This is a genomic window from Janthinobacterium sp. Mn2066 (genome assembly GCF_049319705.1).
Lineage (GTDB): Bacteria > Pseudomonadota > Gammaproteobacteria > Burkholderiales > Burkholderiaceae_D > Janthinobacterium.
In genome coordinates, this window is sequence record NZ_JBMOUF010000008.1 from 38,497 (window position 1) to 55,547 (window position 17,051).

Below are 17,051 nucleotides of genomic sequence, written 5' to 3' on the forward strand. Positions count from 1 at the left end.
TACCTGATACTTAGGATGCCGACTTCTCAGCATCTTTCTTGTAGGAAGCCACGCCGTTCAGGATTTCCGCTTTCGCTTCTTCCGGACCGTACCAGCCGTCGATCTTGACCCATTTGCCTTTTTCCAGGTCTTTGTAGTGCTCGAAGAAATGCTGAATCTGGCGCAGGCGCAGTTCATTCAGGTCTTCCGGCTTTTGCCAGTGGCTGTAGATCGACAAGACTTTGTCGACTGGCACGGCCAGCACTTTGGCGTCTTCGCCCGACTCGTCGGTCATTTTCAGCACGCCGATAGGACGGCAGCGCACCACTACGCCCGGGATCAGCGGGAATGGGGTGATGACCAGCACGTCGACCGGGTCGCCGTCGTCGGACAGGGTGTTCGGTACATAGCCGTAGTTGCACGGATAGTGCATGGCGGTGCCCATGAAGCGGTCAACGAAGATCGCGCCCGATTCCTTGTCGACTTCATACTTGATCGGGTCGGCGTTCATCGGGATTTCAATGACGACGTTGAAATCGTTCGGCAAGTCGCGGCCGGAAGAGACGTTATTCAAACTCATGGGGTTTCCTCATTGTGCGGATTGTATTGTAACGGCGTAATTATAGAGAACTCGGCCATGCTTGTGCGCCGCAGCACATAAAAAAAGAGCCCGCTTTCTTATCAAAAGCGAACTCTTTCGTATTAACAGACTGGTTCTTTAGAGAATTGTTGCCAGGGCGCACTGCCGGTAATGCGTGGCAGCCTGCTCGGTCTGCTGCAAGGCGTCATGCATCTGCGCCAGCTTCAGGTGCGCGTCGCGCACCATATGCGGATCGTTGGCGTCCGACAAGGCTTGCTCCAGGTGGCGCTGGGCCTTGCCCCACAGCTTTTGCCGCAGGCACAGCGAACCGAGCGTCAAAGCCAGTTCCGCATCGAGCGGACGCTGCTTCAGCCACTGTTCACAATGCTCGATCTGCAGCAGCAAGGCAGCCGAGCCGGCCGGTGCCGCCGCTTCGCGGTAAGCGCGCACCACGCGCTCATCCCAGTCGGCAGCCAGCGATTCTTCGCAGACCAGGCGCGCTTCGTCGTGCAAGCCACGCGTATTCAAGGCGGTGGCGGCGCGACAGGCGATGAACGGCTTCACGCGGTCGGCCGTCGGCACGGTGGACCAGACGCGCATCAGCGACTCGGCGTCATGCGTCGGGTCGGACAATAAATGGTCGTAGGACAATTCACGCAGGCGCGACGACAACGCCGGATGCAGGGCGCGGTGCTTGTCGAGCGAGCGCACCAGGCGCAGCACTTCCGGCCAGTTCTTCGCTTGCTGCTCGGCCTTCAGCGACCATTGCAGCGCATGGATATGGCGCGTGCCGCTGGCGTTCAATTCGCGCACGGCGGCCAGCGCCGCTTCCGGCTGGTGGTCGTCGACCAGCAATTCCGTCACTGTCATCAGGCGCGCCGTTTTCAGGCTGTTGTCGCCTTCCACGCGGGCCAGCCAGCTGTCGCGGCGTTCGGACTGGCGCATGCGGTGCGCGGCGCGCGCGCCGATCAGCGCGGCCAGGCCGGCGTTTTCATCGAGTTCGGCGGCCCGCAGCGCAGCTTTTTCGGCATGGCCGAAACGGCCTTCGAACAGGGCTTTCAAGGCTTCGCGCAAGCCCTTGTTGCTATCGCGCTCACGCTTGCGGTAGCGGTAAGCGGCCACTTGCGCCGGCATGCGCACGGTGGCGCGCACGGCGCGCACCAGCAGATACAGCAAGACGAACAGCAATACTTGCAGCAGCACAAAGAAATTGAGCGACAAATCGACGCGGTACGGCGGGTAGAACAGCACCACGTTGCCGGGATTAAAACGGGCCGTCACGGCGATACCGATCGCCGCGGCCATCAGGGCGAGTAGCCAGAGAAATAAACGCATGACTTAGGACTTCGCTTTGTAGTTGCGCACAGCGGTCAGGCTGTCGGACAAGGTCGGCATATCGATGGCCAGATTGCTCGCCTGCACCTGGCGCAGCAAACCTTGTGCTGTTTGCGTGGCCTTGGCGCGCGTATCGAAATACTTGGCCAGCGCATCCTGGGCCGCGATCAAATCGCTGCGGAAGGCCGTTTCATTGCGCGACAACAAGGCCATGCGGGCGTTCAGCAGGCGCAGCTTGACGTTTTCACGCAAGAAATACGCTTCCGACGGCGACAGCATCAGCGCGTCCGGCGTATCGACGCGGCGGATGCGGATCAGTTGACGCACATCGTTCCACATGTCGCCGCTCCAGGTATTCCAGCCATCGCGCACCGATTGCAGCAGCGGTTCCGGCGCCGGAGGACCGACCAGCTTACCGGCAGCATTTTTCACTGGCTTAGCCTTGCCCGCTTTTTCCGGCGCGGCCGGCAAGGCCGGCTTTTCGTCGGAGAGCATCGGCAAGGCGTCGATCTGGGCGATCACGGCATCCAGGCGCAGCGCCACGCCGGTCGAATCGACGCTCGGCAGGGCCTTGAGTTTTTCCATGTCGCGGCCAATCGCGCGGCGGATGGTGATGAATTGCGGCTTGTCCGAGCGCGACAGGCTGCGGTCGGCGTTTTGCAGCGCGATCAGCGCGCCAGGCACGTTGCCGGCCAGTTGCAGCTGCTGGCTGGCGGTCGACAGCACTTGCTCGATTTCCGTCAGCGCCCACTCGTCGCGGTTCTTCGACAAGTCGTTATACAGTTGTTCCAGCGCCAGTTGCTGGCTTTGCGTTTCGCTCTGGCGGTTTTCCAGCGCACCCACCTTGATCTGCAGCTCTTTGGTGCCCTCTTGCACGGTGCGCGCCAGCACGCCTGTTTCGGCATTGCTGACATCGCCCTTTTGCAAACGCTTGGCCACTTCTTCGCGCAGATTGTGGATCTTGTTGCTGGACGACCAGCTTTGCGCGGCCAGCAGCACGGCCAGGACGATCAAGGCGATGCTGGTAGGCTTTTGCAATTGCTCGACCAAGGTGGGGCCGCCCGGCTTGGACGGACCTGCACCAGGTTGCTCGGCTGCCTGTGGCGCCGTCTTCACGGCGCTCGCTGGCGTTGGATTCGGTTCAGAGTGAGTAGGCATTTCGTTCATGGTCGTGATTGTAACGCGGCGAGCACACCTGCGTCGCCAGATCCTGTCAAGGTGACGTGGGCAAACCCTAGCCCGGCCGCCGTTTGTGCAATGCGGGCGTGTGGCACGATCAGATGCTGCTGTTGCATTCTCACAACAATACCATCATTCCCTGCTTGTTGACGCAACAAATCCAGCAGTTGCAGCAAACCGCGCAACGCTTCGGAACTGGTAATGATCCAGTCATGATTATGCTGTAACAGCTTTTCCAGGGTCGCCTGCAAGGCCGGCGTCAAGGGCGGCACCGCGCGCCGGTAAGCCGTCACGAACGACACGTCTGCGCCGGCGGCGCGCAAGCCGTCGGCCAGGAAATCGCGGCCCCCATCGCCGCGCACGATCAGCACGCGCTTGCCGCGCAGGGAAGGTAAATCCAGCGCCAGCAGCAGATGTTCGGAATCGCTGCGCGCCGTGTCTGCCGGACTGGTGATGCTGGCGTTGGCATCCGTCACGCCGTGCGCGGCCAGCGCCATCCGGCTACCCTCCCCCACTACGGCAATCGGCACGCCGGCCGGCCAGGCCGTCAATTGCGCAAATACGCAATCGATGGCGTTCGGCGACACAAACGTCACCAGGTCATAGCCGGACAGCGACGCCAGGGTGGCCGCCAGCTGCGCCTTTTCTTCACCGCCCGTGAGCGCATGGATTTCCAGCAGCGGCAGCAGGGTCACCTTCAAACCCAGCGCCGCCAGCCGCGCGGCCAGCGGCCCCGCTTGCGCAGCAGGCCGCGTGATGACCACGCTATCGATCATGCTGTCAGGCATGCGGCGCCAGTCCTTCGTGGTTGTCGGGCGTGACGGCGCAAGAGGCCAGGATGCCGGCCGCGTCTTGCTGGCGCAGCAATGCGGCGGCCTGCTCGCCCAGGGCTTCGGGGTCGCTGGCGGCGCCGCTCACTTCGGCGCTGGCCATGCGCTTGCCGTCCGGCGTGGCGACCATGGCGCGCAGATGCATCTGTTCGCCATTGATCGTGGCGTAGGCGGCCAGCGGAATCTGGCAGCTGCCGCCAAAAATGCGCGAGACCTTGCGCTCGGCCAGCGATACCTGGGCCGTGGCTGCGTCGTTCAAGGGCGCCAGCAAGCGCTGCATATCGACGCCGTCATGCCGTTCGCCCATGATTTCAATCGCCAGGGTGCCCTGGCCGGCGGCCGGCAAGCTCAACTCGGGCGACAGCACGGTGCGGATGCGCGCAGACAAGCCCAGGCGGTTCAGGCCGGCGGCGGCCAGGATGATGGCGGCGTAATCGCCACGGTCCAGCTTGCCCAAACGCGTATCGAGGTTGCCGCGCAGGGGCTGGATGGTCAGGTGCGGATAGCGGGCCGCGATCAGGGCCTGGCGGCGCAGGCTGCTGGTGCCGACCACGGCGCCATGCGGCAATTCGTCCAGGCTGGCGTAATCATTGGAAATAAAAGCGTCGCGCGGGTCTTCGCGGTCAAGGATGGCGGCCAGGCTGTAGCCCTCGGGCAAGTCCATCGGCAAATCCTTCAGGCAATGCACGGCCAGGTCGGCGCGGCCATCGGCCATCGCCACTTCCAGCTCCTTGACGAACAAGCCCTTGCCGCCTACCTTGGACAGGGCGCGGTCCAGGATCTGGTCGCCACGTGTGGTCATGCCGAGAATTTCGACGCTACACTGTGGATATAATGCAGACAGACGGTCGCGCACATGTTCAGCCTGCCACATGGCAAGACGGCTCTCGCGTGAGGCGATTACCAGCCGGGAAGGAATATTCGGGGTCAATTCGGATGCTTTCAAAACAAGTTCTTTCGCTGTCGTTGTTGTACCGCAAAGCGCAGTACGGGCCATGTATGGTCACACCTGGCCGCGCGCCTGCCGTCGCTGTATCGCTGCTGCCCACGCTGCAGGCCACAAATTTTATCATGCGCCCCCCTCCCCGAATGGCGAAACGCCGCGGTATCTGCCATTCCCTTGCTTTCACACAGTTTCCTTCACTAACTTTGGTCCCTACTTATGTCCCATGACGCACATGCACCAGAAATAGTTCCCGTGAGCAGTCCTGACAAGGATGCGCCGCTGAAAGAAGATATCCGCCTGCTGGGCCGCCTGCTGGGCGACGTGCTGCGCGAACAGGAAGGCGACGCCGTGTTCCAGGTCGTCGAAACCATCCGCCAGACCTCCGTGCGCTTCCGCCGCGAAGCCGACGCCAGCGCCGCTTTGGAACTTGATGGCATGCTCAAGGCGCTGAGCCGCGAGCAAACCATTTCCGTGGTGCGCGCTTTTTCCTATTTTTCGCACCTGGCCAATATCGCCGAAGACCAGCACCGCATCCGCCGCCGCCGCGCCCATCTGCTGGCCGGTTCGCCCGCGCAAAAAGGCAGCGTCAGCTTTGCGCTGAAAAAACTGCGCTCGGCCGGCGTGCCGCGCGCCGCCGTCGATACCTTCTTTCAGGACGCCCTGATCGCGCCCGTGCTGACGGCCCACCCGACCGAAGTGCAGCGCAAGAGCATCCTCGACGCCGAACACGATATCGCGCGCCTGCTGGCCGAACGCGACTTGCCGCTGACGCCGAAAGAGCGGCAAGCCAAAATGCAATTGCTGCGCTCGCGCGTGGCGACCCTGTGGCAAACCCGCATGCTGCGCTATTCCAAGCTGACGGTGGCCGATGAAATCGAAAACGCCCTGTCGTATTACCGCATCACCTTCTTGCGCGAACTGCCGGGCCTGTACGATGACATCGAGGATGACATTGCCAGCCAATATCCGAACGGCGACGGCACCATCGTGCCGATCCAGAGCGCCTACGTGCAGATGGGCAGCTGGATCGGCGGCGACCGCGACGGCAACCCGAACGTCAACGCAGGCACCATGCAGCATGCGCTGGCCCGCCACGCCACCACCATCCTCGATTTTTACCTGGACGAAATCCATACCCTGGGCGCCGAGCTGTCCGTCTCGACCCTGATGACGGGTGTCAGCAACGAACTGCAGGCGCTGGCCGACGCCTCGCCCGACGCCTCGCCGCACCGCAGCGATGAACCGTACCGGCGCGCCCTGATCGGCGTGTATGCGCGCCTGGCCGCCACCGCCCGCGCCCTGGGCGCAACCAATATCCTGCGCAAGGAAGTGGGCCCGGCCGCGCCCTACCCCGACGCGCCCGCGTTTGCGGCCGACCTGCAGATCATTATCGCTTCGCTGGAAGCCCACCACGGCGCAGCGCTGGTGCGCCCGCGCCTGGCGACCTTGGCGCGGGCGGCCGATATCTTCGGCTTCCACCTTGCTTCGCTGGACATGCGGCAAACCTCGGACGTGCACGAACGCGTGCTAGCCGACCTGTTTGCCCACAGCGGCGTGGAAGCGGACTATGGGGCGCTGCCGGAAGAAGAGCGCGAGGCATTGCTGCTGCATGAACTGGCCCAGCCGCGTTTGCTGTATTCGCCGTTTATCACTTACCGCGACGAAACCAATTCGGAACTGGCGATCCTGCGGGCGGCCGGCGATATCCGCCGGCGCTACGGCGAGCGGGCGATCCGCAATTACATCATTTCGCACACGGAAACCGTGTCCGACCTGCTGGAAGTATTGCTGCTGCAAAAAGAAACCGGCTTGCTGCGCAGCGACTGGAGCGACGGCGGCGAAGGCGACAGCACGTGCGAGCTGATGGTGATTCCCCTGTTTGAAACCATTCCCGACCTGCAGCGCGCGTCCGGCATCATGGGCCGCGCCATGGCCTTGCCGCTGATCAAGCAACTGATCGCCAAACAGGGGCAATTGCAGGAAGTCATGCTCGGTTATTCCGACTCCAACAAGGATGGCGGCTTTCTTACCTCGAACTGGGAACTGTACAAGGCGGAACTGGCGCTGGTGGCCGATTTCCAGAAAGCCGGCGTCAAGCTGCGCTTGTTCCATGGCCGCGGCGGCACGGTGGGGCGCGGCGGCGGACCCAGCTATGAAGCCATCCTGGCCCAGCCGCCGGGCACCGTCAATGGCCAAATTCGTTTGACGGAGCAAGGCGAAATCATCGCCTCGAAGTTTTCCAACGCGGAAATCGGCCGGCGCAACCTGGAATTGCTGGTCGCCGCCACCCTGGAAGCGAGCCTGGCGCCGCAGGCAGCCAACCCGGCCGTCACCAGCCAGCTGGCCCGCTTTGAAACGGTGATGGCGCAATTGTCAGACTTGGCCTACCACGCCTACCGCCACCTGGTGTATGAAACGCCGGGCTTCACCGAGTATTTCTTTGCCGCCACGCCGATCGCGGAAATCGCCGAACTGAACCTCGGTTCGCGCCCGGCCTCGCGCAAGGCCAACCAGCGCATCGAAGACTTGCGCGCCATTCCCTGGGGCTTTTCCTGGGGCCAGTGCCGCCTGCTGCTGCCGGGCTGGTTCGGCTTCGGCAGCGCGATTGCCGCCTGGATCAATGGCGAGCTGGGCGCCAAGGATGAAAAAATCGCCACCCTGCGCGCCATGTATGCCGAATGGCCCTTCTTCGCCACCCTGCTGTCGAACATGGACATGGTGCTGGCCAAGACGGACCTGGCGATTGCTTCGCGCTATGCGGAACTGGTCGCCGACAAGGAGTTGCGCGAGCGTATCTACAAGCGCATCACGGACGAGCACGGCACTACCTTGCAGTGCCTGGAACTGATCACCGGCAATACGGAACGGCTGGCCGGCAATCCCCTGCTGGCACGCTCGATACAAAACCGCTTCGCTTATCTGGACCCACTGAACCACTTGCAGGTGGAATTGATCAAGCGCAACCGTGCCTTGTCGAGCGAAAACAAGATCGATGAACGCGTGCACCGCGGCATCCAGTTGTCGATCAATGGCGTGGCGGCGGGCTTGCGCAATACAGGCTGACAGGCTGACAGGCGGGTCCGCCAGGGCTGGCGCAGTAGCGCCAGCTTTTGCATGGGCGTTCCTATTGAAAAAATATTCTCAATAAGGCAACAATTTGACGCTACACTAGGCGTTCTACCGCCTCCAGTGCCCGGCATATGCGCACACAGGCCAACCAGGACGCCAGGGACGCGCATGAGCAAATGGTCGATTGAAACGCTGAGTGCGGCTTGCGCCGCCCTGCTTCTGATCTTGCCGAGCTGGCTGGCCGGCGCTGCCTGGCACCGCCTGGATTCCTGGCAACACGCATGGCTGGCCCTGCTGCTGGCGATCATCGCCGCTGCCGCCATCTGGATAATGGGCAAACTGCGCGCCCACCACGCCGCCACGCAGCAGCAGCCCGACGCCGACGTGCTGCGCTACCGCGACCTGGCAGAAACGGCGCAAGACGGCATGTGGCGCACCGATCCGCTCGGCGTCATCCTCGACATCAACGAGCGCATGAGCGATATGCTGGGCATCCCCGTGGAGCAATTACTGGGGCAGAACGCCACCAACTTCCACGATGAAGCCACGCGGCGGCGTTTGTGCCCGCTGTGGCGCGAAGCCGGACAAAGCTGCATGGGAGAACTGCATTACCGGCATCCAGATGGTACGGAGCGCTGGGCCATGGTCAGCGGGCGCCGCCTGTACGACCAGCATGGCGTGCTGACGGGCTCGCTGGTGCTGGCCAGCGACATCAGCGCACGCAAGCGTGTCGAACAGGCATTGGTGCAAGCCCATGCGGAGCTGGAAACCCGCGTGGCCCTGCGTACGGCCGAGTTGCAGGACGCCAATGACCGCCTGTCCGCCGAGGCCGCCATGCACGCCCAGACGGAAGCGGCGCTGGCGCGCAGCGAAGAGCGCTTGCAGGACATCATCTCGATGATGCCCCTGTCGCTGTTCCTGAAAGACGCCGACTCGGGCCTGCTGATGATGAACCATGCCTGCGAACAGCAATGGGGCGTGCGCTTCGAGCAGGTGGCGGGAGAGCGCATCTGGAAACACTTTCCAGCCGACCAGAATGCCGGCTTCAAGGCGGGCGACCAGGAAGCGTTTGCCAGCCGCCGCGTGGTGGTCCTCGAAGAACTGGTATGGAATGTACAGTTGCAAGAGAACCGCCTGGTGCAAACGTACAAGAAGCCCGTCTTCGACGCCGATGGCGTGCCGCAGATGATCATCGCCATGGCGATCGACATCACCGACAGCAAGCGCAACGAGGAAAACCTGCGCCAGTCGCTGGCCCAGCTGCGCGAACTGTCCGACCACCAGCAAACCATCAAGGAAGAGGAACGCCGCCGCATAGCGCTCGACATCCATGACGACCTGGGCCAGAACCTGATGGCGCTGCGCATCGATGTCTCGCTGCTGCACGCGCGCACCGCCATCACCCACCCGCGCCTGCACCGCCACGCCCAGCGCATGCTCGACACCATCGACACCACCATCCGCTCCGTGCGCGCCATCATCAATGACTTGCATCCCAGCACGCTGGAACTGGGCCTGGCGCCGGCCATCGAATGGCTGCTGCGCCAGATGGAGGGACGCGGCGCCATCCGCTACCGGCTGGTGGTCGACAGCGAGGCGCCCGACCTCGGCCTGGACCAGCGCCAGACCTCGGCCATCTTCCGCGTGCTGCAGGAATCGCTGTCCAATATCGTGCGCCATGCGCAAGCGAGCGAAGTCGATGTGGTGCTGGCGCAGGAAGTCGGGCATATCGCGCTGCGCATCAGCGACAACGGCGTCGGCATGTTGCCCGGCGACGATGGCAAGCGCTGCGCCTTCGGCCTGAAAAGCATCCGCGAACGGGTGCAGGCCATGGGCGGCGAGCTGCAGATCGACAGCCAGCCAGGCCAGGGCACAACACTGGCGATCCGCGTGCCGCTGGCCACGGCCAGCCAGGCGTGAGGCTGGCAATCTGTACGCGACCAAACAACATTATTGAAAATAGTTACAAAATGAGTATTTTTTTGCGCTGCAAAAAAGTATAGTAAGTTTTTTCTCTGTGGAAACTACCATGAAACCACGCTCTTCCCGCCTGCCTGCCACTTTGCTCCTGCTGCTGTTGTCTGCTGCCCCGCTGGCAAGCGCCACCATTTACGCCGAACATGGTTTCGGCGAAAAAGACGGCAATGGCAGCATCGCCTCCGACCTGAACCCGGCCGGGCTGGTGGCCGGCATCATTACGGAAGAGGAAGGACGGCGCCGCGCCGTGCTGTACCAAAACGGACACATCCGTGAACTGGGCACCCTGGGTGGCGATGAAGGTTTCACCAAGGCCATCAATGCCCATGGCGTAGTGGTCGGTTCCGCGCAGACAGCCAGCGGCGCCTGGCATGCCTTCCGTTATGAAAACGCCAGCGGCATGCGCGACCTGGGCACCTTGGGCGGCAACAGCAGTTATGCCACGGCCATCACGCAGGACGGCCGGGTGGCCGGTTATGCCGACACCCGCAACGGCGACTACCACGCCTTCGTCACGAACGCCGACCACAGCCTGCAAGACCTGGGCACCCTGGGCGGCGACAGCAGCTACGCCAGCGGCATCAACAACCATGGCGTGGTGGTCGGCACGGCACAGCGCAGCGATGGCTACCGCCGCGCTTTCATCTATCGTCCCGGAGACGGCATGCAAGAGATCGGTACCCTGCCAGGCGGGCGCATCAGCTCGGCCACGGCCGTCAATGACGCCGGCCTGATCGTCGGCAGCTCGGAAACCGCCAATCGCCGCTGGCACGCCTTCGCCTATGACGGCAAGCGCATGATCGACCTGGGCGCCATGATAGGCCAGGGCGACAGCTACGCCACCGCCGTCAATGCGGCCGGCCACATCGTGGGCAGCGTCAAGATCAATGGCTATGAGCCGATGACCTTTGTCTACAAGGAAGGCGTGATGACGGTACGCCGCCGCGACGACGGCCTGTACCTGACCAACAAGATCACCGACGCCGGCCTGGTGGTGGGCGCCATCTATACCGGCCATAAATTCCAGGCGTTTGCTGTCTCGTCGCGCGCAGCGCCGCCGCCACAGCGCAGCAATCCGCTGGACTGGCTGCTGATCACCTTCGTCATCGGCGCCAGCGGCGTGGTGCTGTACCGGATGCAGCGCAATCACCGCAACGGCTTGCTGGGCGAACGCACAAGATTGCTGTAAGAACGGCGGGACGGCGGGCGTAAAAAAAGAGGCTTGCGCCTCTTTTTTTTTCTGCCTGCTGCTTAGTTTTGCGTCAGGAAAGTTTTCAATTTGTCCGAACGCGAAGGCTGGCGCAGCTTGCTCATGGCTTTCGCTTCGATCTGGCGGATACGCTCGCGCGTCACGTCGAACTGCTTGCCCACCTCTTCCAGGGTGTGGTCGTTCGACATTTCCACGCCGTAACGCATGCGCAGCACTTTGGCTTCGCGCGGGGTCAGCGAATCGAGCACTTCCTTGATCACGTTGCGCATCGAGGCGTGCAGCGCGGCGTCCAGCGGCGCCAGGGTGGTGTTGTCTTCGATGAAGTCGCCCAGTTGCGAATCGCCATCTTCGCCCATCGGCGTTTCCATGGAGATAGGCTCCTTGGCGATCTTCATGATCTCGCGCACCTTGTTTTCCGGCATTTCCATCTTGACGGCCAGGGTCGCCAGGTCCGGCTCGCTGCCGGTTTCCTGCATGATCTGGCGCGAGATGCGGTTCATCTTGTTGATCGTTTCGATCATGTGCACCGGCACGCGGATGGTGCGGGCCATGTCGGCGATCGAACGCGTGATCGCCTGGCGGATCCACCAGGTGGCGTAGGTCGAGAACTTGTAGCCGCGGCGGTATTCGAATTTATCGACCGCTTTCAGCAAGCCGATATTGCCTTCCTGGATCAGGTCGAGGAATTGCAAGCCACGGTTGATGTATTTCTTGGCGATCGAAATTACCAGGCGCAAGTTGGCCACCGTCATTTCGCGTTTCGCGTGACGGGCGCGCTTTTCACCGGCAGCCATCTGTTTGTTGATCTTGCGCAAGTCAGCCAGCGGCAAGGCCACGCGCGCTTGCAGGTCGATCATTTTCTTTTGCAGCTCTTTCACGGCCGGCACGTTGCGGCTCAGGATCGCGCTGTACGGATACTTGCAATCGACTTCGCGGTCTACCCATTCCAGGTCGCATTCATTGCCTGGGAAGACCTTGATGAAGTGGGCGCGCGGCATGCCGCATTTGTTCACGCACAACTCCAGCACGGCGCGCTCGATGTGGCGCACTTCTTCCATCTGGCCACGCAGGGTGTCGCACAGCTTCTCGACCACCTTGGCGGTGAAGCGGATGCCCAGCAATTCCTGCGAAATGGCTTCCTGCGCCTTGATGTAGGCTTTCGAGTTGTAGCCCTCGGGCGCCTTGCGCATCTTGTCGTACTGGGTCGAGATGACGTTGAATTTCTCCAACGCATTCTTTTTCAGTTGCGCCAGCTGTTCGCTCGAGAAACCGGCCGCGCCGCCATTGGCGTCGCCGTCTTCTTCCTCGGCTTCTTCTTCCTCTTCCTCGTCGTCGCCCACCGTGGTCGGCGCAGCCACGGCAGCCGGCGCCGGCGCGGAAGCTTCATTCAGGTCGACGAAGCCGTCGACCACTTCATCGACCTTGACTTCGTCGCGGGCGATTTTTTGCGACAGGGCGACGATTTCACCGATCGTGGTCGGACAGGCGGAAATCGCCTGGATCATGTCTTTCAAGCCGCCTTCGATCCGCTTGGCGATTTCGATCTCGCCTTCGCGCGTCAGCAGCGCCACGGCGCCCATTTCACGCATGTACATGCGCACCGGGTCGGTGGTGCGGCCGAAATCGGAGTCGACCGTCGACAGCGCGGTGGCGGCAGCCGCTTCCACTTCATCATCGCTGGTGACGGTGGCAACGTTGTCCGTCAGCAACAGGCTTTCCGCGTCAGGGGCGCGCTCGTAGACGGCGATCCCCATGTCGTTGAAAGTGGCGATGATGCCTTCGATCGCTTCCGGATCGATAATGTTTTCTGGCAATTGGTCATTGATCTCGGCATAGGTCAGGAAGCCGCGCTCCTTGCCCATGTTGATCAAGCCCGTGATTTGCTTGCGGCGGCGTTCCAGGTCCGCTGCCGACGCTTCCGGATCGCCCAGCGCGTCCGCCATGCCGCCCTTGGCCTTGCGGTCGCGCGCTTTCGACACGGCTTTCAGTTCGGCCCGTTCGACGGCGTTCAGTGCTGCCACTTCATCGTTTTCCGGCGTGAATTCGCTTGGTTTGCGGCCACGGCGGCCTGGCACCTTGACGGTCGGCAGGAAATAGTTCGAGGTATCGATGGCGGCCAGGGCGTCGGCGTCGGTGGTCTTGCTGACCACTTGTGCGCCGCTGATGATGGTCACGGGCGCCGGTTCGACCTTGGCACGCACCACTTTGGAGCGGGCAGCCGTCACGACCTTGTTGGTGGCGGCGCTCTCGGTCACTTTACGGGGCGCAGCGGCCACCTTGACGCCCGGGGCGATTTTCACGCTCGGCACTTTCGCGGGAGCAGCCTCAGCCGCTTCAGCCACCGCTTCGGCGACCGGCGCTGCAGCAGGCGCTTCCGGCGCCGCGTCCACTGGCGGCACGGCCAGGCGCGAACGGCTCTTCTTCACCACCGTGACCACGGTCGGGGTGGTGGCCGGCGCTTCCGGATTCGCTTGCGTATTATCGATGAAGTAAGATAAAGTCGTTTTCGGTACGGCAAGTTGCGCAGATGCGGGGCGGGGAGCCTTGGCGGACAACGTTAATGTTTTTGGCGTATTCTTCATAGATATCTCTTAATGCGAGACCAGATGGTGTCGGCGCGAAGTGAATGATCCCACCTAAGCCTGCGAAACCGGACTCGATGGAGCGTGTTGTTGCGGCTGCCGTCTAAAGGCAGCGGCGCCTGTTTATCGGCACGTTCAAGGCCCGCGCATCCCTCGACAGGAGCAGCGGGGCCGAAGCCGGATCAGATAAATAAGCGATGTACATTGCGGAATGAAAAAAAGCCCGTACCAGAACGGGCTTGAATGTTGTTCAGTGAAGACACAGCGGAGAGCAGGATTATGCACGAAACGCAGATATCTGGATAATTGATAAGCAACATGTCGCATATCAACAATACTTATCATTGCGCTCCAACAAGACCTTGCTACCATCCCCTTCAGCTATGACCGAAACCTTGAAAAACAAGGCCTGTTGATCAAGGCGAGCCGACATTATACACATTTCCCGCATTTCGCGCCTGCCTTAATGCTCGGCCAATGCCATCTCCACCTGCCTGCCGATACCTGAACATGGATCAATCGCAGCCTGATTCCAGATCAATCGCAGCAAAATCAGTCAGCGAGTTGCCAAAAAAGACAATGCACTTGCCTGTGGCGCGTGCTATGCTCCCCTTTTATAGCCTAACCTATGATGTCGATGACCAGCTCCACGCCAGACCAGCAAGCCACCACTCCTGACACGCCAGCCGATGCGGCAGTTGCAGTTGCAACACCTGTAGTTGCAACACCTGCTGCCACTACGCCAGCCTCAGCCGCGCCCGCAGGCCTGACTGCGCGCGCCCTGCTCAAGCAGTTCCAGGAGCAATTTCCGCCTTTCCGCGACTGCCTGCCCCTGGCGATCGGCATCGACAAGCAGATCCTGGCCCGCCTGCCGGACCTGGACCGCAAGCTGATGCGCACGGCGCTGGGCATCCACACCGGTTCGCTGCGCTACCTGCGCGTGATGGAAAAAGCCAAGGTGCGCTACGACCTCGACGGCGCCGCCGGCGCGGAAGTAACGCAAACCCACCGCGATCACGCCACGCAAGTGTTGCAGCAACGCTTCAAGAAAGAAGCCGAGCGCAAGAAAGCCGAACGCGAAGCCGCAGCGGCCGAAGAAGCAAACCGCTTGCGCCTTGAAAAGCTGAACCAGCTGACCGCGAAATTTTCGCGCAAAGGCTGATCCAGCTTCATGGAAACAGCCGTCGCGCCGCCACTACCGCCCTACCAGGGCATCCAGCTGGCCCAAGTCAGGCTGGTGCGCACCAGCGATGAGGCGCGCGCGGCCATGGCGGCCCTGCTGGCGGCCGACGCGATCGGTTTCGACACGGAATCGAAGCCAACCTTCGTCAAGGGCGAATCGTCCACCGGCCCGCATCTGATCCAGCTGGCGACCGACGACATCGCCTACCTGTTCCAGGTGGGCGTGGCGCCGACGCCAGCGCTGGCGGAATTGAAGGCCATCCTCGAATCGACCAGTACCATCAAGGTGGGCTTCGGCCTGTCCGATGACGTCAAGCGCTTGCGTGCCAAGCTCGGCATCATGCCGGCCCAGGTGCTCGACCTGTCGGTCGCCCTGCGCGGCGGCCAGCGCAATGACCTGGGCGCCAAGACGGCAGTGGCCAAGTTCTTCGGCCTGCACCTGCAAAAATCCAAGAAAATCTCCACCACCAACTGGGCCGCATCGCGCCTGACGGAAAAACAGATTTTATATGCGGCCGACGATGCGCAAGTCGCCCTGCGCGTGTACCGCCGCTGGATCGCCGAGGGCGGCAAGCTGCCGCCGCAAAAGGCGCCGCGCCCTGCGGCAGCGCCCCAGGCCGCCGCCTAATTTGCCCCTGGCGACAATTGTTGCGCCACCAGCCGCCCCAGGGTGGCGATCGCCGCCGCCACTGGCGCACTCCACGGATGACCGTAATTGAGACGGATGCAATGGCCGAAAGCGCGCGTGGCCGAAAAAATCGGCCCGGGCGCGATGCTGATACCGGCATCCAGGGCACGGCGGTGCAGGGCCAGCGCATCGCATCCTGCGGGCAATTCCAGCCAGACAAAATACCCGCCCTGCGGCCGCGACACGCGCGTGCCTGGCGGAAAATGCTCGGCGATCGCCTGCAGCATGCTGCGTTGCTGCGCAGCCAGGGTCAGGCGCAGCTGGCGCAAGTGGCGTTCATAACCACCCTGCGCCAGATAATCGGCCAGGGCCATTTGCAGCGGTACGGGCGCCGACAGGCTGGTGGTCAGCTTCAACCGTTCGACCTGGCGCGCAAAGCGCCCCGCCACCACCCAGCCCAGGCGAAAGCCCGGCGCCAGCGTCTTGGAAAATGAACTGCAATGCATCACCAGGCCACGGCTGTCCGCGCTTTTACTGAGGCCAGGACGCTGCTTGCCGAAATACAGTTCGCCATACACATCATCCTCGATCAGCGGCACCGCGTGCCGCGCCAGCAAGTCCACCAGCGCGCGTTTCTTTTCCAGCGGCATCAGGCTGCCCAGCGGATTCTGGAAACTGGTCATCAGCCAGCACGCCTTCGGCTGATGCCGCTCCAGCAAGGCCGCCAGCGCCTCGAGGTCGACGCCATCGCGGGGACTGGTGGCGATCTCGACGGCTTTCAGCTCCAGCCGCTCCAGCGCCTGCAAGCAGGCATAAAAGCTGGGCGACTCGATCAAGACCGTATCGCCAGGCCGGGTCACGGCTTGCAGACACAGGTTCAGGGCTTCCAGCGCGCCATTGGTGATGACGATCTCGTCGCTGGAGACATGCACCCCATCGAGCTGGTAGCGCAAGGCGATCTGGCGGCGCAGCTCGGCGTTGCCCAGTGATAAATCCGTCACCGCGCTCCAGGGATCAAACCGGCGCATGCTGGCCGACACGGCGCGCGCCAGCCTGGCCATCGGGTACAGTTCGGGGCTGGGAAAGGCTGAGCCCAGCGGCACGATATCGCGTGCAGCGCAGGCGCCAAGCACCTCGAACACCAGGTCGCTGACATCGACGTCGGTACGCACCTCGGCCGGCCGCGAGCTGGCCGGCTCGGGCGCCAGTGCAGCAAGCTGGGGCGCCACGTAATACCCTGAACGGGGCCGCGACACGATCAGGCCACGCGCTTCGAGCAAATAATAGGCCTGGAATACCGTCGAGGGACTGATGGCCCGCCGTGCCTGCTGCTGGCGCACGGACGGCAGCCTGTCGCCCGGCCGCAGCAACTGGCCGCTGATCATGCCGGCGATCTCGTCCGCCAATACTTCATATCGCTTCAAGCCGCCCCTCCTCCATCAAGCAAACTGATCCGGTGTTTTCTTTAGACAACTGATCCTGTCAGTATTATTGTAAGCAGTATATCCTTGGCAATTAAGCCAAGGTCGGCGACCAGCACAGACAGGTGAACTA

12 protein-coding genes are annotated in these 17,051 nt (G+C 62.4%); 5 read left to right on the plus strand and 7 right to left on the minus strand.

The annotated features are described in order from the left end of the window. Positions 1 to 10 precede the first annotated feature (10 nt). From ppa to hemC, 5 genes are all read right to left on the minus strand, one after another. The gene (ppa, locus tag ACL9RI_RS16400) at positions 11 to 559 is read right to left on the minus strand and encodes an inorganic diphosphatase (protein ID WP_183676931.1); all 549 of its coding nucleotides are present in this window, start codon (positions 557 to 559) and stop codon (positions 11 to 13) included. 138 nt (positions 560 to 697) lie between these two features. Next, on the minus strand, positions 698 to 1,894 hold the full coding sequence (locus ACL9RI_RS16405) for a heme biosynthesis protein HemY (protein WP_422727586.1): 1,197 nt from the start codon (positions 1,892 to 1,894) through the stop codon (positions 698 to 700). A gap of 3 nt (positions 1,895 to 1,897) precedes the next feature. Further along, positions 1,898 to 3,061 carry a uroporphyrinogen-III C-methyltransferase gene (locus ACL9RI_RS16410; RefSeq protein WP_422727587.1) on the minus strand — a complete coding sequence of 388 codons (1,164 nt, stop codon included), beginning with the start codon at positions 3,059 to 3,061 and terminating at the stop codon, positions 1,898 to 1,900. Then, entirely contained in the window at positions 3,058 to 3,849 is a 792-nt protein-coding gene (locus ACL9RI_RS16415) for a uroporphyrinogen-III synthase (RefSeq protein WP_422727888.1), read from the minus strand. Before ACL9RI_RS16415 ends, ACL9RI_RS16410 begins: the two co-directional genes overlap by 4 nt. Positions 3,850 to 3,853: 4 nt before the next feature. Further along, entirely contained in the window at positions 3,854 to 4,849 is a 996-nt protein-coding gene (gene hemC, locus ACL9RI_RS16420; RefSeq protein ID WP_422727588.1) for a hydroxymethylbilane synthase, read from the minus strand. Positions 4,850 to 5,065: 216 nt separating this feature from the next. Here hemC and ppc point away from each other — a divergent pair, with 216 nt between their 5' ends. The 3 genes from ppc (at position 5,066) to ACL9RI_RS16435 (ending at position 11,084) form a co-directional block, all read left to right on the plus strand. After that, on the plus strand, positions 5,066 to 7,912 hold the full coding sequence (gene ppc / locus ACL9RI_RS16425; protein ID WP_422727589.1) for a phosphoenolpyruvate carboxylase: 2,847 nt from the start codon (positions 5,066 to 5,068) through the stop codon (positions 7,910 to 7,912). 174 nt (positions 7,913 to 8,086) lie between these two features. Beyond that, on the plus strand, positions 8,087 to 9,838 hold the full coding sequence (locus ACL9RI_RS16430; protein WP_422727590.1) for a PAS domain-containing sensor histidine kinase: 1,752 nt from the start codon (positions 8,087 to 8,089) through the stop codon (positions 9,836 to 9,838). 109 nt (positions 9,839 to 9,947) lie between these two features. Beyond that, positions 9,948 to 11,084, plus strand: a complete 1,137-nt coding sequence (locus ACL9RI_RS16435) for an HAF repeat-containing protein (protein ID WP_422727591.1) — start codon at positions 9,948 to 9,950, stop codon at positions 11,082 to 11,084. Positions 11,085 to 11,146: 62 nt separating this feature from the next. Here ACL9RI_RS16435 and rpoD read toward each other — a convergent pair whose 3' ends face one another. Continuing rightward, positions 11,147 to 13,687, minus strand: coding sequence for an RNA polymerase sigma factor RpoD (gene rpoD / locus ACL9RI_RS16440; RefSeq protein ID WP_422727592.1), 2,541 nt, complete (start codon positions 13,685 to 13,687; stop codon positions 11,147 to 11,149). A gap of 628 nt (positions 13,688 to 14,315) precedes the next feature. Between rpoD and ACL9RI_RS16445 the strand changes: the two genes are divergently transcribed. Together ACL9RI_RS16445 and ACL9RI_RS16450 are read left to right on the plus strand one after the other, a co-directional pair. Next, positions 14,316 to 14,849 (plus strand): ProQ/FINO family protein, encoded by a 534-nt coding sequence (locus ACL9RI_RS16445; RefSeq protein ID WP_422727593.1) that lies wholly within the window; start codon positions 14,316 to 14,318, stop codon positions 14,847 to 14,849. Between the two features lie 9 nt (positions 14,850 to 14,858). After that, entirely contained in the window at positions 14,859 to 15,497 is a 639-nt protein-coding gene (locus ACL9RI_RS16450) for a 3'-5' exonuclease (RefSeq protein WP_422727594.1), read from the plus strand. Here ACL9RI_RS16450 and ACL9RI_RS16455 read toward each other — a convergent pair. Beyond that, entirely contained in the window at positions 15,494 to 16,921 is a 1,428-nt protein-coding gene (locus tag ACL9RI_RS16455) for a PLP-dependent aminotransferase family protein (RefSeq protein ID WP_422727595.1), read from the minus strand. The two genes, ACL9RI_RS16450 and ACL9RI_RS16455, sit on opposite strands and share 4 nt — an antisense overlap. Positions 16,922 to 17,051 lie beyond the last annotated feature (130 nt).

Excerpts from the sequence above, each read along its gene's own strand:
- ACL9RI_RS16410 (WP_422727587.1), bottom strand. The coding sequence starts at position 3,061 with ATGAACGAAATGCCTACTCACTCTGAACCGAATCCAACGCCAGCGAGC.
- ACL9RI_RS16415 (WP_422727888.1), bottom strand. The coding sequence starts at position 3,849 with ATGATCGATAGCGTGGTCATCACGCGGCCTGCTGCGCAAGCGGGGCCG.
- ACL9RI_RS16450 (WP_422727594.1), top strand. The coding sequence starts at position 14,859 with ATGGAAACAGCCGTCGCGCCGCCACTACCGCCCTACCAGGGCATCCAG.
- ACL9RI_RS16435 (WP_422727591.1), top strand. The coding sequence starts at position 9,948 with ATGAAACCACGCTCTTCCCGCCTGCCTGCCACTTTGCTCCTGCTGCTG.
- ppa (WP_183676931.1), bottom strand. The coding sequence starts at position 559 with ATGAGTTTGAATAACGTCTCTTCCGGCCGCGACTTGCCGAACGATTTC.
- ACL9RI_RS16405 (WP_422727586.1), bottom strand. The coding sequence starts at position 1,894 with ATGCGTTTATTTCTCTGGCTACTCGCCCTGATGGCCGCGGCGATCGGT.
- ACL9RI_RS16445 (WP_422727593.1), top strand. The coding sequence starts at position 14,316 with ATGATGTCGATGACCAGCTCCACGCCAGACCAGCAAGCCACCACTCCT.
- ACL9RI_RS16430 (WP_422727590.1), top strand. The coding sequence starts at position 8,087 with ATGAGCAAATGGTCGATTGAAACGCTGAGTGCGGCTTGCGCCGCCCTG.
- ppc (WP_422727589.1), top strand. The coding sequence starts at position 5,066 with ATGTCCCATGACGCACATGCACCAGAAATAGTTCCCGTGAGCAGTCCT.
- rpoD (WP_422727592.1), bottom strand. The coding sequence starts at position 13,687 with ATGAAGAATACGCCAAAAACATTAACGTTGTCCGCCAAGGCTCCCCGC.